A 21755-nucleotide genomic window follows, 5' to 3' on the forward strand; every position below is an offset into this window, starting at 1 on the left:
GGAGGCCCCGGGCGTGGTGCCCGGGGCCTTCCGCACAGCCGTGCCTCAGGCCGACTTCTCGCGCCGTTCGCGGCGGGAGGGCTGGCGGGAGACGATCGTGGGGTTGACGTTCTCGCGGACCGTCTGCTCGGTGATGACGACCTTCGCCACGTCGGTGCGGCTGGGGATGTCGTACATGACCGACTGGAGGACCTCCTCCATGATGGCGCGCAGACCCCGGGCGCCGGTGCCGCGCAGGATCGCCTGGTCGGCGACCGCCTCCAGCGCGGTGTCGGTGAACTCCAGCTCGACGCCGTCCATCTCGAAGAGCTTCTGGTACTGCTTCACCAGGGCGTTGCGCGGCTCCATCAGGATCTGGACCAGGGAGCGCTTGTCCAGGCTGGTGACGCTGGCCAGGACCGGCAGGCGGCCGATGAACTCGGGGATCAGACCGAACTTGATCAGGTCCTCGGGCATCGTGTCGCCGAAGAAGTCGGCGTTGTCGATGTCGGCCTTGCTGCGGATCTCGGCGCCGAAGCCGAGGCCGCGCTTGCCGACCCGGTCCTGGATGATCTTCTCCAGGCCTGCGAACGCCCCCGCCACGATGAACAGCACGTTCGTGGTGTCGATCTGGATGAACTCCTGGTGCGGGTGCTTGCGGCCGCCCTGCGGGGGCACGCTCGCGGTGGTGCCCTCCAGGATCTTGAGCAGCGCCTGCTGCACGCCCTCGCCGGACACGTCGCGGGTGATCGACGGGTTCTCGCTCTTGCGGGCGATCTTGTCGACCTCGTCGATGTAGATGATGCCGGTCTCGGCGCGCTTGACGTCGTAGTCGGCGGCCTGGATCAGCTTGAGCAGGATGTTCTCGACGTCCTCGCCCACGTAGCCCGCCTCGGTCAGCGCCGTGGCGTCGGCGATGGCAAAGGGGACGTTGAGCAGCTTGGCCAGGGTCTGCGCCAGGTAGGTCTTGCCGCAGCCGGTCGGGCCCAACATCAGGATGTTGGACTTGGCCAGCTCGACGGTCTCCTCGCGCGACTCGCGGCCTTCGCGGCCCTCCGGCCGGGCGCGGTCACCGGCCTGGATGCGCTTGTAGTGGTTGTACACCGCCACCGCCAGCGAGCGCTTCGCGTCGTCCTGGCCGATGACGTACTGGTCGAGGAAGTCGTGGATCTCGGCGGGCTTGGGCAGCTCGTCGAGCTTCACGTCGCCTGCCTCGGCCAGCTCCTCCTCGATGATCTCGTTGCAGAGATCGATGCACTCGTCACAGATGTACACGCCGGGACCGGCGATGAGCTTCTTCACCTGCTTCTGGCTCTTCCCGCAGAAAGAGCACTTGAGCAGGTCTCCGCCGTCACCGATACGTGCCATGACCGCTGACCTCTGTCCCCTCCGGCGCACCGGGGAAAGTGCGCCTGGCTGTGTGTCCGGCCGGACCCGGGAACCCGCTCCACGCGCCGGTCGTTCGACGGTGGAGAGGGGCCGTTTCCGGCCGTTGCCTCCGACGGTACCCGCCGACACCCGGTCTGCGGGAGAACCTTGAGACCCGGCGCGGCCGAATCCGGAGGAATCCAGTCCGTCACGGTAACCCGAAAACGGGTCGCGTGTCGGCTTTTTCCCCCGGACGCGGCAACGCGCCGGGGTGCCCGACTAGCCCTGGGCCGAGAGCTTCCGGTACGGGAGCACCTCGTCGATGATGCCGTAGGTCTTGGCCTCGGCGGCGGTGAGGATCTTGTCGCGCTCGATGTCGGTGCGGACCTGGTCCTCGTCCTTGCCCGTGTGCCTGGCCAGGGTGGTCTCCAGCAGCTTGCGCACGCGCTGGATCTCCGCGGCCTGGATCTCGAGGTCCGAGACCTGGCCGTAGACGCCCTCGGTGGCGGGCTGGTGGATGAGCACCCTGGCGTTGGGCAGCGCGAAGCGCTTGCCCGGGGTGCCCGCCGACAGGATGACCGCGGCGGCCGAGGCCGCCTGGCCCAGGCAGAAGGTGGCGATGTCCGGCCGGACGTACTGCATGGTGTCGTAGATGGCCATCAGCGAGGTGAACGAGCCACCCGGGGAGTTGATGTACATCGTGATGTCGCGGTCCGGGTCGGCCGACTCGAGGTAGATGAGCTGGGCCATGACGTCGTTGGCCGACGCGTCGTCGATCTGGACGCCGACGAAGATGACCCGCTCCTCGAAGAGCTTGTTGTACGGGTTCGACTCCTTGACCCCGTAGCTCGTGCGCTCGACGAAGGACGGCAGCACGTACCGGGACTGGGGGAGGTGAAGATCACTCACTGGAGGCTCCTGGGTTCTCTCGTCCGCGGTCGTCAGTTGCCGTTGGGGGTCTGGGTGGCCCGCTGCACCACGTGGTCGACGAAGCCGTACTCCTTGGCCTCCTCGGCGGTGAACCAGCGGTCGCGGTCGGCGTCGGCGGTGATCCGCTCGATCGTCTGGCCGGTCTGCTCGGCGGTGATGGCGGCCATCTCGTGCTTCCACCGGGCGTAGACCTGCGCGCGGATGGCGATGTCGGAAGCGGTTCCCCCGACGCCCGCGGACGGCTGGTGCATCATGATCCGGGTGTGCGGGAGCGCGTAGCGCTTGCCCGGCGTGCCGGAGGCGAGCAGGAACTGGCCCATGGAGGCGGCCAGGCCCATGCCCCAGGTGGCCACGTCCGGCTCGATGAGCTGCATGGTGTCGTAGATCGCCATGCCCGCGGTCACCGAGCCACCGGGCGAGTTGATGTAGAAGGTGATGTCCCGCTCCGGGTCCTCGGCGCTGAGCAGGAGCAGCTGCGCGGTGATCCGGTTGGCGATGTCGTCGTCGACCTCGGAGCCGAGGAAGACGATGCGCTCACGGAGCAGCCGCTCGTACACCGAGTCGTTCAGGTTGAGCCCCGCGGTGGCGGACCGCATGTGGGGCGAGTGGTGCTGCGTCACGTCTGCCTGCCTTCTCCACAAAGTCTCTTCACAACTAAAACCGATCTCCACGACCGACACTAACGAAGGTGGGCGGCGCCGACTTCCCGACACCGCCCACTTTCGCTCAGAGCGTCACAGACTCTCCGACTGGAACGCGCCCGTTACTTGGCGGGCTCCGGCTCGACCTCGGCCTCGACCACGGCGGGGGTCTCCGCCGACTCGGCGGGCGCCGCCTCGACCGGGCCGAACAGCTCGCTCAGGTCGACGGTCTCGCCCGACTCGTCGGTGACGGTCGCCTGGCGGACCACCGCGGCCAGCGCCTTGCCGCGGCGCACGTCGGCGAAGATCGCGCCGAGCTGGCCGGACTGCTGGGCGCGCTGGACGTACTCGTCCGGGCTGACGCCGAAGCGCTGCGCCTGGTAGACGATGCGCTCGGTCAGCTCCTGGTCGTTGACCTGGACCTGCTCGGCCTCGGCGAGGGCGTCGAGGATGAGCTGCGTGCGGACCGACTTCTCGGCCTCCTCGCGCACCTCGGTGTCGAACTGCTCGCGGGTCTGGTCCTGGGTGGCCAGGAACTCGTTGAGCTTGTCCTGGTCGTGGTCGAAGCTGTGCACCGCGTCGTGCTGGCGCGACTCGATCTCGGACTCGAGGACCTTCTCCGGGATCGGGACCTCGACGGTCTCCAGGAGGGCCTCGAGGATCTTGTCGCGGGCCTGCACGCCCTGCTGCATCTTCTTCACCCGCGACAGCCGCTCGCGCAGGTCGGCGCGCAGCTCCTCGATGGTGTCGAACTCGCTGGCGAGCTGGGCGAAGTCGTCGTCGGCCTCGGGCAGCTCCCGGGTCTTGACCGACTGCACGGTCACCGCGACCTCGGCCTCCTTGCCCGCGAACTCGCCCGCGACCAGGGTGGTGGTGAAGGTCTTGGTCTCCCCGGCGGGGGTCCCGACGAGGGCCTCGTCGATGCCCTCGATCAGCTCGCCGGAGCCGACCTCGTAGGACAGCCCGGAGGTCTTGGCCTCCTCGACGTCCTGGCCGTCGACGGTGGCGGAGAGGTCGATGGAGACGAAGTCCCCGCTCTCCACCGGGCGCTCGACGCCGGTCAGCGTGCCGAAGCGGGCGCGCAGCTCGTCGAGCTGCTCGTCCACCTCGGTGTCGGCCAGGTCGAGGTCGTCGACGGTGACGCTGAAGTCGCCGTAGGCGGGGATGGTGATGTCCGGGCGGACGTCGACCTCGGCGGTGAAGGCGAGGTGGTCGCCGTCCTCGAGCTTGGTGACCTCGATGTCGGGCTGCCCGAGGGTCTTCACCTCACCGGCGGTCACGGCCTCCATGTACTTGGCCGGGATCGCCTCGTTCACGACCTCGTCGAGGATCGGCGCGCGGCCGATCCGGGACTCGATGACCCGGGCGGGGGCCTTGCCCGGCCGGAACCCGGGGATGCGGACCTGGCCTGCGAGCTTGCGGTATGCGCGGTCGAAGTTCGGCTTGAGCTCGTCGAACGGCACCTCGACGTTGATCCGTACCCGCGTCGGGCTCAGCTGCTCGACGGTGCTCTTCAACGTGATCTCCTCGTGCGGCTGTCAGGGGGCGTACCCGGCGACTCGGCCGGGGTCAGCCCCCGAGTCTAGGCGAGCACGCGCAGGTGGGGAGCCGGGGGTGCGCACGTGGAAAACGGCCGGTCCACGACCGGCCGTTTCAGCGGAGCGGGCGACGGGAATCGAACCCGCGTAGCTAGTTTGGAAGACTAGGGCTCTACCATTGAGCTACGCCCGCGTGCGCAGCGCTGTCGAGCGCTGCGTGGGCAACAGTAGCGGGTGGCGCTAGGCTCTGTGCGAAGTACCCCGGGCTGTGGCGCAGCTTGGTAGCGCATCCGCTTTGGGAGCGGAGGGTCGCAGGTTCAAATCCTGTCAGCCCGACAAAGGGGCATCCACGCTGGTGGGTGCCCCTTTTCGCGCCCCGCGCCCGCGGAGCGGAGCCGAAACAGCGCTCCACGACCCTCCGCTTGGTCAGGCACGCCGCCTGCGCCCACCCCGCCGGGGCCGGGGAAGTCCTCGCCGCGCTCCGGCACCCCGGCAGCCACTCCCGCTCCGGGGGCACAGGTTCCACACCACCCGGGTGCGACCCCGCCGGAATGGCCGCGGCCCACCTCGACAACAGCGCGTCGGCGACCGGCAGGTCATTCCGGGAAGAAATCGGGACTTCACCCAGCAGTGCACCGAATGGACACCGAGTGGTCACACGACGGGCCGGGCAGTCGGAGCCGCAATCAGCTCGCCGTGCTTGCAGAAGGACCAATCGGCGCACACCCGTTCGGATCAGTCGCGAATTAATCCACGCCGGGCGGATTGCCACTCCGCGCAATGGGAACATGCGCGTTTCGAGTACACACAGGACAATTCCGGAACCGATTCCGGGCCTTCCCCGGCCCGGCGATCCGCCGACGCGGGCTTCACGCATGGCGACGGAGGATCACTCGAACGGCCTAGTTTCCGAGGCCATGCGTCGGGAATTCCCCTGACAGCGAAAGGTCATGGAGAAAATTTTCGGTGCTGGTCCCACACCAGATCGGGGCCGGTGCGCAATTCATCAGCTTTTCGTCCGCTGACGGTTCGACGGGTAGCCAACCGGTGATTCTTCCCTGCTGATGCGGGCATTTCCCGCGGTCGGCGCTCCCGACTCGACCACCTTTTTCTTTCCCGCTGGGATACGACGCGACCGGGGTGCCCATCCCCGGCCCCACCACTTTTGCTTCGCATCGATTGAGGAGTGCGCAATGACGCTGGCTTCCCGCGATCGCACGGACCTCCCCGAAGGGGCCATGCTGCTCGACTGCACGATCCGCGACGGTTCCTACGCGGTCGACTTCCAGTTCGAGGACGACTTCGCCGTCGAGCTGCTCGCCGGGCTGGGCGAGACCTCCGTACCGCTGGTGGAGATCGGGCACGGGCTCGGCCTGGAAGCGGAGCGGGCGGGGGTGCGGGCGTGCTCGATCGCCGACGAGCGGTGGTGCGAGATCGCCGGGTCGACCCTGGGGGACAAGCAGTGGGGGATGTTCGCGCAGCCCTCGTTCACCCGGGTGTCCAGCATCGCCGCGATGTGCGACCGGGGCATGTCCTTCGTCCGGGTCGGCATGGAGGCCGAGAAGGTGGCCGACAACCTCGGCTACCTCGACGAGGTGGCCGACGCGTGCCCGCGGGTCTACCTGAACCTGATGAAGACCAGCGACACCGCGCTCGACCGGCTGCTGCCGATGCTCGAGGGCGTCCGCGACGACCTGGCCGGTGTGTACGTGGTCGACTCGCACGGCACCATGCTGCCCGCCGACGTGCGGGCCTACGTCAGCGCCGTCGCGCGGCACTTCGCCACCGTCGGCTTCCACGGGCACAACAACCTGGGCATGGCCAACGTCAACAGCATCACCGCGCTGCAATCCGGGGCGCTGATCGCCGACGGCACGCTCAACGGAATCGGCCGCGGCGCGGGCAACGCCGAGCTGGAGTCGCTGGCGGGCATCATCGCCAAGACCGACCGCGACCGCTTCGGCTACCGGCAGCTCGCGCGGCTGGCGGAGTTCTGCCGGGCCAACATGCGCGTGGTGCCCGAGGACCGCACCATGCAGGTCTTCGGCGGCGTGATCGGCATCCACTCCGGCTACTTCCCGCTGGTCAGCGAGCTGTCGGAGAAGACGGCCACCGACCCGGCCGTGCTGATGGAGACCGCGGCCGGGCTGACCGACCACAGCCCCACCAAGGACCACTTCCACCGGGCCGCCGCCCTGCTCGCCCACCGCGCCGCCGCCTGACGCGCCCACCCCGACCAGCGAAGGAGGACAACGATCGTGAGGCTCACCAAGTCCGGGGCAGGCGGCGTCCTGGTGCGGCACGACGACCAGTGGTACGCGGTGGACCGGGTCGACGGGTTCGCGGGCACCTCCCGCGCCTGCGACCTGCTCACCGGGGACCGGCCCGCGCGGCTGGCGGGCGCGCTCGACCGGGCGGTCGGGTCGCTGCGGCCGGTCCCGGTGGACCTGGCCGGGGCGCCAACGGTCGCCGACGGCGGGGCGGACATCTGGGGCGCGGGCCTGAACTACCGCAAGCACTCCCAGGACCTGGAGACCACGCAGCCCACGTCCGGGCCGGGGTCCTACCTGCGGCCCAACGGGTGCCTGATCGACAACGGCGCGCACATCGAGCTGCCCACCCGGTCCGAGCGCATCACCGCGGAGGCCGAGCTGGGGCTGGTGCTCGGCACCGGGGCCAAGGACGTGCGGCGCGAGGACTGGCGGTCGGTCGTGGCCGCGGTGACCACCGTGCTGGACATGACGGCCGAGGACGTCATCCGGGAGAACCCGCGCCACATCCCCTGGGCCAAGGGCTTCGACACCTTCTGCAGCATCGGGCCGGTGCTGGTGACCGTGGACGAGTTCACCGACGCCGACCTCGCCGGGCTGCGGGTGTCGACCGTCCGCAACGGCGAGACCATCGCCTCGGCCACCCCCGCGGACATGATGTACGACATCGGGTTCCTGGTGGAGTACTTCTCGGCGGGGCGGACCCTGCGGCCGGGCACCGTGATCTGCACGGGCACCCCCGGCGCCGCCGTCATCCGGACCGGCGACCTCGTCGAGGCCGTTGTGGACGGCGTCGGCGCCCTGTCGCACCCGGTCAAGTAGCGGCGACCGGGGAGTCGGGAACCATGCGACACCAGGGAAAGCGCGCCCTCGTGCTGTGCGGGACGCGCGGCATCGGCGCCGGGGTCGCGCTCAGCCTCGCGCGCCGCGGTGCGGCGGTCACGGTGTCCGGTCGCGACGCGGACCGCGCCGCGGCCGCCGCGGCCGGGTTGCCCGGGACCGGGCACGGGTCCTTCGCCTGCGACTTCGCCGACCCCGCCGGGGTCGCCGCGGCCGTGGCGGCGGCGGGTCCGTTCGACATCGTGCTGCTCAACACGCCCGGGCACCCGCCGGGCCCGGTGGACGAGCTGTCCGCCGAGGGGCTGCGGTCGGCGTTCGAAACGATGCTGCTGCCGGTGCGGGGCGTCGTGGACGCGGTCCTGCCCGGGATGCGGCGCAACCGGTGGGGGCGGCTGATCGCCATCACCTCCAGCTCGGTGGACGTGCCGATCCCCGGCCTGGCCGGGTCCACCGTGGTCCGCTCGGCGGTGCGCTCCTACCTCAAGCTGCTGGCCGAGAGCGCCGGGCCGGACGGCGTCACGGTCAACCACGTGATCCCCGGGAAGGTCGACACCGACCGGTTGCGGTCGGCCGACGCCGCGGCGGCCCGGCGGGCGGGCACCAGTCCCGACGCCGTGCGGGCCGCCACCCTGGCCGAGATCCCGGTCGGCCGCTACGGAACCCCGGACGACGTCGGCGAACTGGTGTCCTTCCTGGCCGGTGACGCCGCCGCCTACATCACCGGCACCGGCATCCGCTGCGACGGCGGATACGTGCGGGCGTTCTGACCCGTTCCCGAACCCCACCCCCACCGCCACGGAAAGTGAGCTGAGACCGTGCTGAGCCGAGACCTGCCCATCGTGGACCGCATCGACCTGGTCGTGCGGGAGCACCCGGACGCCGACGCCCTGGCCACCCCCGAGCGCACCCTCACCTACCGGGAGTTCGGGAAGTACGTGGAGGAGTTCGCCCTCGAACTCGAGCGGCGCACCGCGCCGGGGGAGTTCGTCGGGATCGAGGCCGACCGCCGGGCGGGCTCGATCGTGGCCATGATCGGCGCGCTGCGCGCCGGGCGCCCCTTCGTCTTCCTCGACCCCCGCGACAGCGAGGCGTCGAACTCGGCCAAGGCGGGCCTGCTGGGCGTGCGGCTGCTCGCCCGCTGCCTGCCCGGGCAGCAGGACCCGGACCTGGTGCCCGCCCGGTGGGCGACGGCGGCGGGCCACTCCCCCGCCGGGCTCGACGAGGTCAGGTCCGAACTGGCCTACGCCATCCACACCTCCGGTTCCACCGGTGAACCCAAGTGCGTGCTGGTGCGCGCCGCCGCGCTGGTCCCGGTGGTCCACGACCACGTCGAGCGGCTGGAGGTGGGCCCGGGCTGCCGCACGCTGCAGTTCGCCCGGCTCACCTTCGACGGCTGCGTCACCGAGATCCTGTGGACGCTGACCTCCGGTGCCTGCCTGGTCGTGGTGGACGAGTCGCTGCTGACCCCCGGCCCGGTGCTGGGCGGCACCCTGGAGCGCTTCGGCATCACCCACGTCAAGACCACCCCGTTCGCGCTGACCGCCACCGAACCCGGCCCCGGCACGGCGCTGCGGCACGTGCTCAACGGCGGCGGGGCGTGCAGGCCATCGGTGGTGCGCCGGTGGTCCGCGGTGGCCGCCTTCCACAACGCCTACGGCACGACCGAGACCACGATCTGCAACCTGCTCAGCGACCCGCTGGACCCGGGGAGCTGCGCGTCGGAGGTGCCGCTGGGCGAGCGGGTCGGCGACTGCGGGCTGCGCGTCGACGGTGAGGGCGGTCGCGGGGAGCTGGTGGTGACCGGGAACAGCGTCGCCGTCGGCTACCTCGCCGAGGACGGCGTCCGGCCCTTCGGCGACGAGTACCGCACCGGTGACGTCGTGGAGGAGCGCGAGGACGGGCTGCACTTCGTCGAGCGGGTCGACCGGCAGGTCAAGGTGCGCGGCTACCGGGTGGACCCCGGCGAGGTGGAGAACGCGGTGTGCGGGCTGACCGGTGTCCTGGACGCGGTGGTCGTGGCCGAGGCGCACGACGGTGGCGACGCCGCCGCCGACGCCCTGGTCTGCTACTTCCGGGGCGGGGTCAGCCCCCGGGCGCTGCGCGAGCACCTGGAGTCCACCCTGGACCCGTACAAGGTGCCCTCGGTGCTCACCCGCGTCGAGGAGTTCCCGCACACCCCCAACGGCAAGGTCGACCGCGACGCGCTGCGCGCCGACCGCCGGGCGGGGGCGGGCGGCGGGTCCGGCGGCGACCCCGTGCTGGAGCTGGTGCACGGGCTGACCGGCATCGACGACGTCACGCTGGACGACAACTTCTTCGACGTCGGCGGCGACTCGGCCTCGGCGGTCGTGTTGGTGACCAGGCTCAAGGAGCTGGGCTGGGTGGACGTGGGGGTGCGCGACGTGCTGCGCGCGGACACCCTGCGCGACCTGTCCGAGCGGCTGCCCGAGCGGAGCGTGTAGCCGTGTGCGGCATCTGCGGCACCTTCGCCCCCGGCGGCGACCCCGACCGGACCCTCAGCGCCACCATGGTCCGCCGCATCACCCACCGCGGCCCGGACGAGGTCTACTCGCTCAACACCCCCTCGGTGTCGATGAAGCTGGCCCGGCTGGGCATGACCGGCCTGGTGCACGGCTGGCAGCCCGCCGAGGACCGCTCCGGCCGGTTCGTGGCCATGACCAACGGCGAGATCTACAACGCCGCGCGGCTGCGGCGCGAGCTGGGCGGCGACGACTGGGCCAACACCGTCGACGTCGCCGTCGTGCCGGAACTGGTGGCGCGGCACGGCGTGGCCGGGTTGGCCAGGATCGACGGGCAGTTCGCCACCGCCGTGCTCGACCGGGCCGAGAACGCGCTCTACCTGGCCAGGGACCGGTTCGGGGTGTGCCCGCTGCACTACACCGGCGTGGGCGGGCAGGTGCACTTCTGCTCGGAGATCAAGGCGCTGGTGACCACCGTGCCCGGTCCGTGGCGGGTCGACCACACCGCGGTGGACCAGTACCTGTCGCTGGGCAACGTCGTCGCGCCGCGCACCCTGGTGCGCGACGTGCGCGCCGTCCCGCTCGGCTGCGCGGTCCGGTTCGACGCCGACGGCCAGGAGACGATCCGCTACTGGCGCTACGGCGGGTTCACCGCCGGGGAGGACGTGCCCGCCGAGGAGCTGCGCGAGCGCGTGCGGACCGCGGTCGGCGACCGCCTCACCGCGGACGTGGAGATCGGCGCCTACCTCAGCGGCGGGTTCGACTCCTCCACCATCGTGGTGGAGGCCGCGCGGCTGCTGGAGAAGCCGCCCAAGACCTTCTCGGTGGTCTTCGACGACGCCGCGCTCGACGAGGGCCGCTTCCAGCGGGTGGTCGCCGAGGTGGCGGGCAGCGAGCACCACCAGGTGCGGTGCACCGCCGCGGACGTGGCGGGCGAGTTCGAGGCGATGGTGCGGCACTGCTGCTACCCGCAGCGCGAGACCTACAACGTCGCCGCGCTGATGCTCTCCAGGGAGGTCGGCTTCGCCGGGGTCAAGGGCGTGGTGTCGGGGGAGGGCGCCGACGAGCTGTTCTTCGGCTACGACTCCTACGTCTTCGACGCCGCCCGCCGCAAGCCGCCCACCGCCCGCGAGGAGAACGCCTCGGCGTGGGGCAGGGCCGACTTCGGCTGGGAGGTCGACTGGGCGCGGCTGGCCGCGCGCAAGGAGGCCTGCCTGGCCCCGGAGGCGGCGGAGGCGGTGGCGGGCCGGGAGTTCTGGCGCGACCGCCTGGTGCCGCTCACCGACGCCGAGGCCGCCGCGCTGACCCCGATGCAGCTGCGGTCGGTGGCCGACGTGCACGTCCAGCTCGCCGGGCACCTGCTCGGCGACCACGGCGACTCGATGCTCATGGCCAACTCCATCGAGGGCCGCTACCCGTTCCTGGGCAACGGCGTGGTGGACGCGGCGCTGCGCGTGGCCGACGAGCGCAAGGTCGCCGACTTCGAGGGCAAGGCCTGCCTGAAGCAGGCCTACGCGGGGCTGCTGCCCGAGTCGGTGCTGCACCGGGCCAAGCAGGGCTTCACCGCCCACGGCCTGACCGCCGTGGCCGACGGGCCGACGCTGACCAGGTGGCGCGACCTGGTGGCGGCCAGCGGGCTGTTCCGGCCCGACGCCCTCGACGCCCTGGACGGGCTCGCCGCGCGACGGCCCGACAAGTGGGACGTGCGGCTTAGCGTGATCAGCATCAGCACCGTCGTCGACGAACTGGGGTTGCTGCCATGACCGGGCGGATGGGCACGGGGTGGGACGCGGTGATCGGCGACGACCGGTGGCGGTCGTCGGAGGTGCTGTGGGTCGAGGGCGGCACCGAGCACTCCTGGCGGCGGGTCGACGAACTCGCCGCCGGGGTCGAGGCCGCCGTCCGGGCCGCCCCGGGGACCGTGGTGGTGCTGGTGCGGGCGGCGAGCAGGCTGGGCGCGTTCGCGGGCCAGCTCGGCGCGTGGCGGGCGGGCCGGGTGGTCGCGGTCGACGACGGCCTCGGTCCCGCCGAGCTGGCCAGGATTCGCCCCGACCTGGTGCTCTCGGTGCCGGTGGACGGGCCGCCCGAGGTCGTCGAGGTGGCGGCGGGCGGGCTGCCCGCCGACCGGCTGCCCCCCGAGGTGGTGGCGGTCAACTTCACCTCCGGCAGCACCGGTGCCCGCAAGGCCGTGGCGGTCACCCGGGGCAACCTGGCCGCGCTGTTCGGCTGCCGCGGTCTCGACGTCCCGGTCGAGGGCAGGCTGGTGGCCGCCAACTTCGCCTCCCCCGCCTACGACGGCTGGTGGTTCGACACGTGGAAGACCGCCGCCGTGGGCGGGGTGGTGGTCTGCCTGCCGAAGGTGACCGACGACGTGTTCGCCTGGCCGGAACTGGTCGAGCGGTACGGCGTGCACCGGGTGCTGCTGCCCGCGGCCGTCGTGGCGACCCTGGTCCAGTCGCTGCCCGAGTGCGTCGAGGACATCCCGTGGGTGTTCAGCGGCGGCGAGCGGTTCCGCGTCGCCACCGTCCGGCAGGCCCGGGACGCCGGTCTGGCCACCCGCTTCGTCAACCTGTACGGGCCCACGGAGGCGACCTTCGCCACGCACGGGCACGTGCTGCCCGCCGACCCCACCGGGCTGGCCGAGATCCCGATCGGGACCCCGCTCGACGGTTGCGCGCAGCGGCTGGAACAGCGCGACAACGGCACCGAACTGGTGGTCAGCGGCCCGGTGGTGTGCCTGGGCTACCTCGACCACGGGCGGGTGGTCGACCGCTTCCCCACCGAGGGCGGGCACGCGGTCTACCGCACCGGGGACCTGGTGCGCCCCGACCCGGACGGCGCGCTGGTCTTCGTCGCCCGACTGGACAGCCAGGTCAAGGTCAACGGCGTTCGGGTGGACACCGCCGCGCTGGAGACCGAGGTGACCGCGCTGCCCGGGGCGGCCGACTGCCGGGTCGTGCAGGACGGGGCGGACACCGTCGCCTTCGTCCGCGTCGGCGGGCCGGGGACCTCGCCCACCGAGGTCGAGCCGGTCGTCAAGCGCTTCTCCCCCGCGATCGCGGTGGAGCTGCTCGACGGCTTTCCCGTCAAGGACGGCGGGAAGGTCGACGCCAGGGCACTCATGGAGCTGTACCGCACGAGGACAAGGACCGGAGAGCATGTCTGACATCACCACGAAAATGATCATCGACTGCGTGCGCGAGGTCGCCAGGCGCGACGTCTCGGGCGACACCGACATCTTCACCGCGGGCGTGGACTCCCTCGCCGTGCTGCGCTGCCGCGCCCTGCTGAAGAAGTGGACCGGGGTCAAGGTGCCCGGTCACGTGTTCTTCGGCGGGCGCACCCCCGAGGGGATCGTCGACCTGATCGGAGCCGACAATGCTGGTCGTTGAGGACAGCCCGCTCTACTCCGCGGAGTTCTTCGCCACGGGCGACCCCTGGTCGTACCTGGCGCAGCTGCGCCGGGAGGCCCCGGTGTCGCTGCACCGGCGGGCCGACGGGTACGAGTTCTACGCCCTGACCAAGCACGCCGACGTCCACGCCGCCTACGTCGACCACACCCGGCTCAGCTCCGCCTACGGCACCATGGTCGACGGCTCCTACCTGCCGCGCAAGGACTCCGCCTCCGGCCGGATGCTCATCGTCGCCGACCAACCCGAGCACGCGGCCATCAAGAAGCCGGTCAAGGCGGGCGGCTTCAACCGCACCATGCTCGCCCGCATCGGCGAGACGGTCCGCCGCAACATCCGCACCGCGCTGGACGGGTTGGCCGTCGGCGACCGGGTCGACTTCAGCCGGGTGGTGGCCCCCGCGCTGCCGATGGGCGTGCTGGAGGTGCTCTTCGGCATCGGGGCCACCGACGCCGGGCACCTGCTGGAGCGGACCCGCACGATGATCGGCTACCGGGACGCGGCCTACGTCGGCGGCTCCTCGCTGGACTCGCTGGTCGACGCGCAGCTGGAGGTGCTCGACTTCATCGAGGAGCTGATCGACGACCGGATCGCCTCCGGGGCCGACGACGACATGATCGGCATGCTCGCCCAGCTGGTGGCCTCCGGGGCGATGTCGCGCGACGTGGCCCTGCTCAACGGGCTCAACGTCGCCGTCGGCGGCAACGAGACCACCCCGCACACCGCGAGCCTCGTCGTCACCACCATCGACGCCGAGCGCGACCAGTGGCGCGGGGTGGTCGACGGCCGGGTCGGGGCGGACGTGGCGACCCAGGAGTTCCTGCGCTGGACCTCCACCAACAGCTACGTGCAGCGGCTGTCGGTCGCCGACTTCGAGGTGGGCGGGCAGGTCATCCCGGAGGGCAGCTTCGTGACCCTGTGGAACATGTCCGCCAACCGCGACGAGGACGTGTTCGAGCGGCCGGACGAGTTCGTCGTGGACCGCCGGGACAACAAGCAGATCGCCTTCGGCGCGGGCATGCACCGCTGCATCGGCGCACCGGTGGCCACCCTGGAGGTCCAGACCTTCGTCGAGGAGCTGGCCGAGTGGGACAGGGCCTTCGAGGTGGTGGCACCGCCGCGCAGGCTGTACTCGAACTTCATGCTCGGCCTCACCGAGCTGCAGGTCGAGGTGGTCAAGGCGAAGGCCTTGGTCGCGTGAGCGGGTCCGCCGGTGCGGCGCCGCTGATCGCCTCCTTCCCCGCGGCGGGGGCGGGCAGCACCAGCCTGGCCTGGTTGACCCCGATCGCCGCCGCGCGCGGGGCGCAGCACCTGCCGCTGGCCACCCCGTCGAGCACCGCCGAGTTCCACTCGGGACGGTGGCTCGACGCGGTGGTGGACGCGGTCGGGGGCGCCGCCGGGCGGACCGGTGCCGACAGCGTGGTCCTGGTCGGGCACAGCATGGGCGGTCTCGCCGCGCTGCTGGCCGCCCGCGCCCTGCGCGCGGACTTCCCGGTCGGCGTCCTGGGGATCAACCCGCCCTGCCCCGACGCGGAGGGGCGCATCCCCACGATGTCGGCGTCCGACGACGCCGAGATCGCGCGCATCCTCGGCGGGGACGGCTTCCCGGCCGAACTGCTCGACGACGAGGAACTGCTCGCCGAGGTCGCCGACGGGGTCCGCGCGGACGCCGAGGTCGCCGACGAGCTGGCCGTGCGGGTCGCCGGGATGGGTGACGTGGGCCCGCTGTGCGTGCTGGCCACGCGCGGGGACGCGTTCATCGGCGTCCGGCACTGCCTGCGGTGGCGGGAGCGCTCCCGGAGTGGTCTGGACCTCATCGAGGCGGACGGTTCGCACATGCTGACCGGAACCCCCGGCCATATCCTCGAGCGCGCAGTGGACTCGGTGGTCGCCTCGGTGCGAAGGGATGTCGCGTGGAGAAGCTGAAGCAGTCGATGGGCGGGTTCGTGGGGACCTTCGTCGCCCTGTCGACCATCCTGGGCAGCGGGATGATGATCCTGCCCGGAATGAGCTACCACCGGCTCGACACCGCGGCCTGGCAACCGTGGGCGATCGCCGCGCTCTCGGTGATCCCCCTGCTGTACTGCTACGCCTGGCTCGGCCGCCGCCACCCCGCCGCGTCCGGGGTCGCCCACTACGCCGAGGTGGCGCTGGGCAAGCCGGTGGGGCGCACCTCGGGCATGCTGGCGGCCCTCGCGCTGGTCACCGGCATCCCGGCCACCGCCATCACCGGCGGGTTCTACCTGGCGGAGTTCTCCGGGATCGGGGTGCTGGCGTGGGTGTTCCCGCTGCTGGTCCTGGTCGGCGCCACCTTCGTCGCCGCGGCGGGGGCGTCGTTCTCCGGCAGGTTGCAGGTGGGCCTGATCCTGGCGCTGTTCGCGCTGATCCTGGCGACGGCGGTGGCGGCCATCGGGGAGCACGGGCCGCGCCCGCCCGCGCTGGAGGTGCCCGGGATCGGCGCGCTGGGCTCGGTCCTCACGGCGGTGTACGTGGCGTTCACCGGGTGGGAGACCGTCGCCTTCACCTTCGAGGAGCACAAGCGGTCCGACCTGATCCCGCGCATCTTCGCCGCGTCCTACGTGATCGTGATCACCCTGTACGGGCTGCTGCTGCTGGGCCTGTTCGCGGCCGTGGACTCCGGCGAGGACGCCCTGGAGTCCGCCCCGCTGCTCGTCCTCGCCGACCGCGCCTTCGGCGACCTGGGCCGCCCGGCGGCGGCGGTGCTGGTGGTCGCGTGCATCACCGCCAACGTGTGCGCGTCCGTCCTCGCCCTGTCGCGGCTGGTCTTCGGCATGGCGCGCAGCGGTTTCCTGCCCGCCGCGCTGAGCAGGGTCCGCGCGCACGACCGCAACCCGATCACGGCGGTGGTGGCCGTGGGGTGCGTCCTCACCGTGATCGCGGTGCTGGGCGCCATGGACCTGTTCCCCTTCGAGTTCCTGTTCATCCTCTCCGGCGGTGTCTACTTCGTCCTCTACGGCGTCGGCGCGGCGGCGTTCACCCGCCTGGCCTCCGGCCCGTCCCGCATCGCCGTCGGCGCCGTGTGCGCGGTGGTGGTCGTCGGCGTGACGGTGATCGCGGGTCCGTCGATGTGGTTGAGCTGGGCGGTTTTCGCGGTGACCCTCCTGGTCGTCGTCCTGGTCGCCCGCTTCTCCCGCCGAGCCGCGGTCGCCACCCCCGCCGCCGACGACCCCACCCCCGCACTCCGCGAAACCACCAGGGAGAAGACATGAGCCGCACCCTGCCGCGCTACGCCCTGTTCCCCGGGGCGGGTTCCTTCGGCGGCGAGTTCGCCCCCCTCACCGACACGCTGGGCCGCCGGGAAACCCGCCTGATCAAGTACCCGGGCCGCTTCGGCAGCAGCTTCGGCGAACACCCCGACACCCTCGACGAGGTGATCGAGTCCGCCACCGACCAGGCCGCGGCGCTGCCCGCCCCGGTCCTGGTCGCCCACAGCTACGGCGCCTACGTCGCGCACGCCGTCGCCTGCAACCTCACCGAGCGGGGAACACCGCCCGCCACGCTGATCGTCACCGGCGCCTCGGCCCCCGAACTCCTGTCGGTGCCCCCCGTCGCCAGCCCGGCGGAGGTGGCCACCTACCTGGACGACACCGACCCGACCGCGCTGGCCACCGCGCCCTCGCCGGACTGGCGCGAGGTGGTCATCGAGACGACGGCCAACGACCTGCGCCTCCTGCGCGGGCTCACGCCGCCCGCGACCGCGCTGACGTGCCCCGTCTCGGCGATCCGGGGCAGCCGGGACGGGTTGACCACCGACGAGTCCATCGCGTTGTGGTCGAACGCCACGAACGGCTCGTTCACCACGCACACGGTGCCCGGCGGGCACTCGGCCCCGTTGCGCTCCACCGAGTTCCCGCCGTGGGTGACCGCCCGCTGCGCCTGAGCGGGAACCCGGCCGCCGCGGGCGGAGATCGCCGCGTCGCCGCCGAGCGGCGGATCATCGGGCGGGGCCGTCGCTGGTGGCGTCTTTTCGCACCGGGAGGACCTGGTGTTCACCTGCGCTTCGGCGGGAAGATCGACCGCGCGGGTATCACTGGGCACATGACCGTGATGGAGAACGCCCTGGCGACCGCCGTGTTGGTGGTCGACGACGCCGGGTTGGTGCTGATGGTGGACCGCGGCGGGCGGCTGGAGCTGCCGACCGGGGCCGCGCGGACCGGGGAGACCGTCGTCGCGGCGGCGGCGCGGGCGGTGCTGGCGCAGACCGGGGTGGTGGTGGCGGGGGCGTCGCTGGTGGGGTTGGACAGCGCGGGTGAGTTCGCGGTGGTGCTGCGGGCGCGGCCGGTGGACGGGACCTCGCCGACGGGGCCGAGTGGGTGGAGCCGGAGCGGCTCGGGGAACTCGCGCTGGCGCCGGGCGTGCAGGAGCGGGTGGAGCGCGGGCTCGACGAAGCCGGACTGCCGTACCTGCGGTAGCGGCGGACGCCACCCCGCTCGCAGGGACGGTCCAACCCGGGCCCGCCTGGAGCTTCACCGGGCGTCAGCGCGGGGGCGTGGCCGCCACGACGCGCAGACCCGGCAGACCACCAAGGTCAACATGTCGGTGCAGTCGGCGTCGACCACCAGCACCGTCGGCTGGCCCACCAAGCGCGGTTTCCTGGACAAGCCCCAGGACACCAGCACTCTGCTCAGCGACTTGCCACAGCCGAACATGGGTGTCGGTAACTGGGCTGCCTGCCGGGAGGTGCTGGACGAGTGACGGTTTTCGCGGACATGTCCGCATACGGTCATGCCGAGCTGACGAGGCCGTGGAAGGCGGCGGTCAACGTCGGCCGGCTCGGGCCCGACGCAGAGATCGGCGGGCCGGACGGGACGGTGTACGCGGTACCCACTCTGATCGGGCACCACGTGGCCGAGCACGGGTACCGACCACCTCAATGATTCGTGGAGGCCGTCCACTGGGTGGACGCGCGGGACGGGTGATCCCCGAGTGGTCCCGGCCCACCGGCCGGGACCACTCGGGGATTCGCTGAGAGGTCATCCGCGGTTGGGATTGGCGTTCGCCCATGCGGGTACTTCTGGGCCCATGACGATGATCGGGAGTGGGCTCGTCGCGACCGTGCTGGTCGTGGACGGGGCCGGGTCGGTGTTGGTGGTCGCCCGGAACGGGTCGCTCGAACTGCCCTCCGGGGTGGTTCGGGTCGGGGAGGCCGTGGTCGAGGCTGCCGCCCGGGTGGTGGCCGAGCAGACCGGGGTCGCTGTCGGGGACGTGGAGGTGGAGGGGCTCGACGGGGAGGAGGAGTTCTCCGTGCTGTTGCGGGCCAGACCGGCTGGTGGGGATGTGGCCGGTGGGGGTCGCTGGGTCGCGGTCGGCGAACCTGGCGGCGAGATGGCCGGGGTACGGGTCCGGCGCTGGGGCGTCTGACTGGCAGTCACCGCAGTGCGCGAGTTCACGGACGGGCGGCGCCGACGGCTGTCCGCGGCTGGTCAGGGATGCTTGCGTGGGCGGGCCTCGAACCATTCCGCGTGAAGGGCCGGGTGCCGGGCCGTCAGCGCGGGGGCGTGGCCGCGTACTCGAGTTGCAGGACCGGGCGGGTGTCGCCGAAGTCGTGCTCGCGGAAGAGACCGGTCTCGGCGAAGCCCTCCTTCGCGTAGAAGCGGCGGGCCCGGTTGGCGCCCGCCAGGGTCCACAGGCGGACGCGGCGGCAGTCGGCCACCGCGTCCCACACCCCGTCCATCAGGGCGCGGGAGACGCCGGTGCCCCACACGGACGGGTGGGCGTAGCAGGCGCGCAGTTCGGCGTCGGCGGGCTTGTCCGGGTAGGGGCCGAACCAGGCGAAGGCCACGACGCTGTCGCCGCGCTCGGCGACGAGGAGGGTGTCGGCGGCGAACTCGGGGGTGGCCATCCTGGTCGACCAGCGGACCCGGCGCTCGGCGACGAACCTGGCCAGCCACTCCGATTCGAACAGGTCCCGGTAGGCCTGGTGCCACGCCTCGGCGTGCACCTCGCCCACGGCGGCGGCGTCCTCGGCGGTGGCCTCGCGGACCAGCACCGGCGGGGCCATGTTCACCCGAGGGGTCCCGGCGACCGTCGCTGCATCCGCGAACCCTATCGGTCGGCGGTCCGCCGCGGAACGGATTGGTCCGAGAACGGCTGGTCCCGGGAACCCTGGGCGCGCCGGTGCGTTGTCCAGTGCGAGGGGTTTTCCCGGCACGGGGAGGAAACATGGGCACGGTCCTGCTGGTCGTCGTGGTCCTGGCGGTCGTGGCCATCGGCGCGGTGGCCATGCGCAACAGCGGTGCGGCCAAGCAGCGCAGGCTCGACGACGCGAAGGCGGAGGCACGCCGCTGGGTGGAGCGGTTGGGTGGGCAGGTGGTCAACCTGACCGGCACCGACGAGGCGTCCCGGCAGGCGCTCGCCGACGCGTCCGAGCGCTACACCGCGGCCGGGTCGCAGATGGAGCAGGCGACCACGGTCGAGCAGTGCGGGCTGGTCACCAAGACGGCGATGGAGGGCCTGTACTACGTGCGGGCCGCGCGCACGGCCATGGGCATCGACCCCGGGCCGGAGCTGCCCGCCGACCCCGAGCAGCGGGCCGCGGGCCGGGTCGAGCAGGACCGGCGGGTGAGCGTGGAGGGCCACGACTACGAGGCCTCCCCGCAGCCGGGGCGCAACACCCCGCACTACTACCCGGGTGGCCGGGTGGCGGGCCGACCGGTGCCGCAGGGCTGGTACAGCGAACCGTGGTGGAAGCCCGCGCTGGTGGCGGGTGCCTGGGGCATGGGTTCGGTGCTGCTGTTCAGCGCCATGTTCTCCGGCATGGCGGGCATCCCCGACGCCCAGGCGTGGGAGTCCGGCTACGACGCGGGCCAGGCCGACGCGGCGGCCGCCGACCAGGGCGACGCGGGCGGCGAAGGCGACTGGGGCGGCAGCGACTCCGGTGGTGACTGGGGCGGCGGCGACATGGGCGGTTTCGACTTCTGAACCCGCGCGCGGCGGACCGGGCACCGATCGGGGGCCCGGTCCGCCCGCTGTCCGGGGTGGACTACTCGGGTTGGCAGGTGGGGCACCAGTAGTTGTTGCGGCCCGCCAGCACTTCCCCGCGCACCTCGGTGCCGCAGACCAGGCACGGCAGGCCGGTGCGGCGGTAGACGTAGACCTCGCCGCCGTGGCGGTCCCGGCGGGGCGCCCGGCCCATGGCCCGGGGCAGGTGCTCGTCGCGGACGGTGTCGATGCGGCCGCGGCGGACACCGGTCCGCATCAGGACGACCAGGTCCGCCCACATGTCGTCCCAGCAGGCCCGGTCCAGGGACTTGCCGGGCAGCAGCGGGTGGACGCCGTGCCGGAAGAGGACCTCGGCGCGGTAGATGTTGCCCACACCCGCCAGGACCGACTGGTCCATCAGCAGGACGCCGATCGAGGTGCGCGAGCGCGAGACGCGCGACCACGCCGGGTCCGGGTCGGCGTCGCGGCGCAGCGGGTCGGGACCCAGGCGGGCGTGCAGCGCCTCGACCCCGGCGGCGGTGAGGACCTCGCACCGGGTGGGACCGCGCAGGTCGGTCCAGTGCGTCGGGCCGACCAGCCGCATCCTGACCTGGCCCACGGGCGCGGTCGTGGGGAGTTCGTGCTCGGCGAACGACCCGTAGAGCCCGAGGTGCACGTGCACGACCAGGTCGGTTTCGTACACGTGCAACAGGTGCTTGCCGTGCGCCTCGGCCCGGCGGAGCACCCGGCCGTCCACAAGGGACGCGTCGGCGGCGAACCGGCCCTGCGGGCTGGACACGGCCACCGGGTGCCCGGCGTAGCGCCGCTGGTGCAGCCGGGCGAGGCGGTGGAGCGCGTGCCCCTCCGGCATCAGGCGGGCAGGGCGGGCGGCGTGCCGGTGCGCTCGTACTCGGCCAGCAGCCCGATGCGGCGGGCGTGCCGCTCGTCGGCGGAGAACGGGGTGGCCAGGAACGCCTCGACGATCGCGGTGGCGTCCTCGGTGCTGTGCATCCGCGCGCCGACGCCGATGACCTGGGCGTCGTTGTGCTCGCGGCACAGCCGCGCGGTCTCGGTGCTCCAGGCCAGGGCGGCGCGGCAGCCGGGGACCTTGTTGGCCGCGATCTGCTCGCCGTTGCCGGACCCGCCGATCACCACACCGAGGCTGCCCCCGTCACCGACGACCCGGCGGGCGGTCTCCACGCAGAACGGCGGGTAGTCGTCCTGGGCGTCGTAGGCGTGCGGACCGACGTCGACGACGTCGTGGCCCGCCGCGGCGAGGTGGTTGGCGAGGTGGGCCTTGAGTTCGAAGCCCGCGTGGTCCGATCCGAGGTAGACGCGCACGTCGGCGAGTCTGCCA

The 21755-nt window shown here is 72.2% G+C and carries 22 protein-coding genes and 2 tRNA genes; 16 read left to right on the forward strand and 8 right to left on the reverse strand.

Features of this window, described 5'->3' with window-relative positions:
- Positions 1 to 45: 45 nt before the first annotated feature.
- From clpX to UO65_RS13510, 5 genes are all read right to left on the reverse strand, one after another.
- Positions 46 to 1347: an ATP-dependent Clp protease ATP-binding subunit ClpX gene (gene clpX, locus UO65_RS13490; protein ID WP_035282428.1), complete on the reverse strand. Its 1302-nt coding sequence runs from the start codon at positions 1345 to 1347 to the stop codon at positions 46 to 48.
- 279 nt (positions 1348 to 1626) lie between these two features.
- Positions 1627 to 2256, reverse strand: a complete 630-nt coding sequence (locus tag UO65_RS13495; RefSeq protein WP_035282431.1) for an ATP-dependent Clp protease proteolytic subunit — start codon at positions 2254 to 2256, stop codon at positions 1627 to 1629.
- 32 nt (positions 2257 to 2288) lie between these two features.
- Positions 2289 to 2897 carry an ATP-dependent Clp protease proteolytic subunit gene (locus UO65_RS13500; protein ID WP_084175542.1) on the reverse strand — a complete coding sequence of 203 codons (609 nt, stop codon included), beginning with the start codon at positions 2895 to 2897 and terminating at the stop codon, positions 2289 to 2291.
- A gap of 143 nt (positions 2898 to 3040) precedes the next feature.
- Complete coding sequence (gene tig, locus UO65_RS13505; protein ID WP_035282433.1) at positions 3041 to 4435, reverse strand: trigger factor; 1395 nt, start codon at positions 4433 to 4435, stop codon at positions 3041 to 3043.
- A 143-nt stretch (positions 4436 to 4578) separates the two neighbouring features.
- Positions 4579 to 4649, reverse strand: a tRNA-Gly gene (locus tag UO65_RS13510).
- Between the two features lie 69 nt (positions 4650 to 4718).
- Here UO65_RS13510 and UO65_RS13515 point away from each other — a divergent pair.
- The 15 genes from UO65_RS13515 to UO65_RS13585 all read left to right on the forward strand — a co-directional run bounded on the left by UO65_RS13515 (position 4719) and on the right by UO65_RS13585 (position 18838).
- A tRNA-Pro gene (locus tag UO65_RS13515) sits at positions 4719 to 4792 on the forward strand.
- An 857-nt stretch (positions 4793 to 5649) separates the two neighbouring features.
- Complete coding sequence (locus tag UO65_RS13520) at positions 5650 to 6678, forward strand: beta/alpha barrel domain-containing protein (RefSeq protein ID WP_233427562.1); 1029 nt, start codon at positions 5650 to 5652, stop codon at positions 6676 to 6678.
- A gap of 36 nt (positions 6679 to 6714) precedes the next feature.
- A complete protein-coding gene (locus UO65_RS13525; RefSeq protein WP_035282437.1) occupies positions 6715 to 7548 on the forward strand; it encodes a fumarylacetoacetate hydrolase family protein in 834 nt (277 codons plus the stop codon).
- Positions 7549 to 7571: 23 nt separating this feature from the next.
- Positions 7572 to 8333, forward strand: coding sequence for an SDR family oxidoreductase (locus tag UO65_RS13530; RefSeq protein WP_035282440.1), 762 nt, complete (start codon positions 7572 to 7574; stop codon positions 8331 to 8333).
- Positions 8334 to 8381: 48 nt separating this feature from the next.
- Positions 8382 to 10028 carry a non-ribosomal peptide synthetase gene (locus UO65_RS13535; RefSeq protein ID WP_233427563.1) on the forward strand — a complete coding sequence of 549 codons (1647 nt, stop codon included), beginning with the start codon at positions 8382 to 8384 and terminating at the stop codon, positions 10026 to 10028.
- A gap of 2 nt (positions 10029 to 10030) precedes the next feature.
- Positions 10031 to 11809, forward strand: coding sequence for an asparagine synthase (glutamine-hydrolyzing) (asnB, locus tag UO65_RS13540; RefSeq protein ID WP_035282442.1), 1779 nt, complete (start codon positions 10031 to 10033; stop codon positions 11807 to 11809).
- A complete protein-coding gene (locus UO65_RS13545) occupies positions 11806 to 13212 on the forward strand; it encodes an AMP-binding protein (RefSeq protein WP_035282444.1) in 1407 nt (468 codons plus the stop codon). The genes asnB and UO65_RS13545 overlap by 4 nt, the downstream gene beginning before the upstream one ends.
- Positions 13205 to 13438, forward strand: a complete 234-nt coding sequence (locus tag UO65_RS13550) for an acyl carrier protein (RefSeq protein ID WP_084175543.1) — start codon at positions 13205 to 13207, stop codon at positions 13436 to 13438. Before UO65_RS13545 ends, UO65_RS13550 begins: the two co-directional genes overlap by 8 nt.
- Positions 13425 to 14657, forward strand: coding sequence for a cytochrome P450 (locus tag UO65_RS13555; RefSeq protein WP_035282448.1), 1233 nt, complete (start codon positions 13425 to 13427; stop codon positions 14655 to 14657). Before UO65_RS13550 ends, UO65_RS13555 begins: the two co-directional genes overlap by 14 nt.
- Positions 14654 to 15382, forward strand: coding sequence for an alpha/beta fold hydrolase (locus tag UO65_RS13560; protein WP_035282450.1), 729 nt, complete (start codon positions 14654 to 14656; stop codon positions 15380 to 15382). The genes UO65_RS13555 and UO65_RS13560 overlap by 4 nt, the downstream gene beginning before the upstream one ends.
- Positions 15370 to 16686 carry an APC family permease gene (locus UO65_RS13565; protein ID WP_063935937.1) on the forward strand — a complete coding sequence of 439 codons (1317 nt, stop codon included), beginning with the start codon at positions 15370 to 15372 and terminating at the stop codon, positions 16684 to 16686. The genes UO65_RS13560 and UO65_RS13565 overlap by 13 nt, the downstream gene beginning before the upstream one ends.
- Positions 16683 to 17357, forward strand: a complete 675-nt coding sequence (locus UO65_RS13570) for a thioesterase II family protein (RefSeq protein WP_035282452.1) — start codon at positions 16683 to 16685, stop codon at positions 17355 to 17357. Before UO65_RS13565 ends, UO65_RS13570 begins: the two co-directional genes overlap by 4 nt.
- 158 nt (positions 17358 to 17515) lie before the next feature.
- Entirely contained in the window at positions 17516 to 18172 is a 657-nt protein-coding gene (locus tag UO65_RS13575) for an NUDIX domain-containing protein (protein ID WP_035282454.1), read from the forward strand.
- 14 nt (positions 18173 to 18186) lie between these two features.
- Positions 18187 to 18354, forward strand: coding sequence for a DUF7919 family protein (locus tag UO65_RS39100; RefSeq protein ID WP_459166298.1), 168 nt, complete (start codon positions 18187 to 18189; stop codon positions 18352 to 18354).
- Positions 18355 to 18499: 145 nt separating this feature from the next.
- Positions 18500 to 18838 carry an NUDIX domain-containing protein gene (locus tag UO65_RS13585; protein ID WP_035282457.1) on the forward strand — a complete coding sequence of 113 codons (339 nt, stop codon included), beginning with the start codon at positions 18500 to 18502 and terminating at the stop codon, positions 18836 to 18838.
- A 124-nt stretch (positions 18839 to 18962) separates the two neighbouring features.
- On the opposite strand, the gene UO65_RS13590 is transcribed toward UO65_RS13585, so the two are convergent.
- Positions 18963 to 19478 (reverse strand): GNAT family N-acetyltransferase, encoded by a 516-nt coding sequence (locus UO65_RS13590; RefSeq protein ID WP_035282507.1) that lies wholly within the window; start codon positions 19476 to 19478, stop codon positions 18963 to 18965.
- Between the two features lie 161 nt (positions 19479 to 19639).
- Here UO65_RS13590 and UO65_RS13595 point away from each other — a divergent pair, with 161 nt between their 5' ends.
- Positions 19640 to 20398, forward strand: coding sequence for a hypothetical protein (locus tag UO65_RS13595; protein ID WP_035282459.1), 759 nt, complete (start codon positions 19640 to 19642; stop codon positions 20396 to 20398).
- Between the two features lie 61 nt (positions 20399 to 20459).
- Here the strand turns inward: UO65_RS13595 and UO65_RS13600 are convergent, their stop codons facing one another.
- Both UO65_RS13600 and UO65_RS13605 read right to left on the reverse strand, forming a co-directional pair.
- The gene (locus UO65_RS13600) at positions 20460 to 21269 is read right to left on the reverse strand and encodes an Fpg/Nei family DNA glycosylase (protein ID WP_035282461.1); all 810 of its coding nucleotides are present in this window, start codon (positions 21267 to 21269) and stop codon (positions 20460 to 20462) included.
- The gene (locus UO65_RS13605; RefSeq protein ID WP_035282463.1) at positions 21269 to 21739 is read right to left on the reverse strand and encodes a ribose-5-phosphate isomerase; all 471 of its coding nucleotides are present in this window, start codon (positions 21737 to 21739) and stop codon (positions 21269 to 21271) included. Before UO65_RS13605 ends, UO65_RS13600 begins: the two co-directional genes overlap by 1 nt.
- Between the last annotated feature and the right edge of the window lie 16 nt (positions 21740 to 21755).

This window comes from Actinokineospora spheciospongiae (assembly GCF_000564855.1).
Classification (GTDB): domain Bacteria; phylum Actinomycetota; class Actinomycetes; order Mycobacteriales; family Pseudonocardiaceae; genus Actinokineospora; species Actinokineospora spheciospongiae.

Excerpts from the sequence above, each read along its gene's own strand:
- clpX (WP_035282428.1), bottom strand. The coding sequence starts at position 1,347 with ATGGCACGTATCGGTGACGGCGGAGACCTGCTCAAGTGCTCTTTCTGC.
- UO65_RS13520 (WP_233427562.1), top strand. The coding sequence starts at position 5,650 with ATGACGCTGGCTTCCCGCGATCGCACGGACCTCCCCGAAGGGGCCATG.
- UO65_RS13530 (WP_035282440.1), top strand. The coding sequence starts at position 7,572 with ATGCGACACCAGGGAAAGCGCGCCCTCGTGCTGTGCGGGACGCGCGGC.
- UO65_RS13545 (WP_035282444.1), top strand. The coding sequence starts at position 11,806 with ATGACCGGGCGGATGGGCACGGGGTGGGACGCGGTGATCGGCGACGAC.
- UO65_RS13550 (WP_084175543.1), top strand. The coding sequence starts at position 13,205 with ATGTCTGACATCACCACGAAAATGATCATCGACTGCGTGCGCGAGGTC.
- UO65_RS13555 (WP_035282448.1), top strand. The coding sequence starts at position 13,425 with ATGCTGGTCGTTGAGGACAGCCCGCTCTACTCCGCGGAGTTCTTCGCC.
- UO65_RS13570 (WP_035282452.1), top strand. The coding sequence starts at position 16,683 with ATGAGCCGCACCCTGCCGCGCTACGCCCTGTTCCCCGGGGCGGGTTCC.
- UO65_RS13575 (WP_035282454.1), top strand. The coding sequence starts at position 17,516 with ATGACCGTGATGGAGAACGCCCTGGCGACCGCCGTGTTGGTGGTCGAC.
- UO65_RS39100 (WP_459166298.1), top strand. The coding sequence starts at position 18,187 with ATGTCCGCATACGGTCATGCCGAGCTGACGAGGCCGTGGAAGGCGGCG.
- UO65_RS13585 (WP_035282457.1), top strand. The coding sequence starts at position 18,500 with ATGACGATGATCGGGAGTGGGCTCGTCGCGACCGTGCTGGTCGTGGAC.
- UO65_RS13590 (WP_035282507.1), bottom strand. The coding sequence starts at position 19,478 with ATGGCCCCGCCGGTGCTGGTCCGCGAGGCCACCGCCGAGGACGCCGCC.
- UO65_RS13595 (WP_035282459.1), top strand. The coding sequence starts at position 19,640 with ATGGGCACGGTCCTGCTGGTCGTCGTGGTCCTGGCGGTCGTGGCCATC.
- UO65_RS13600 (WP_035282461.1), bottom strand. The coding sequence starts at position 21,269 with ATGCCGGAGGGGCACGCGCTCCACCGCCTCGCCCGGCTGCACCAGCGG.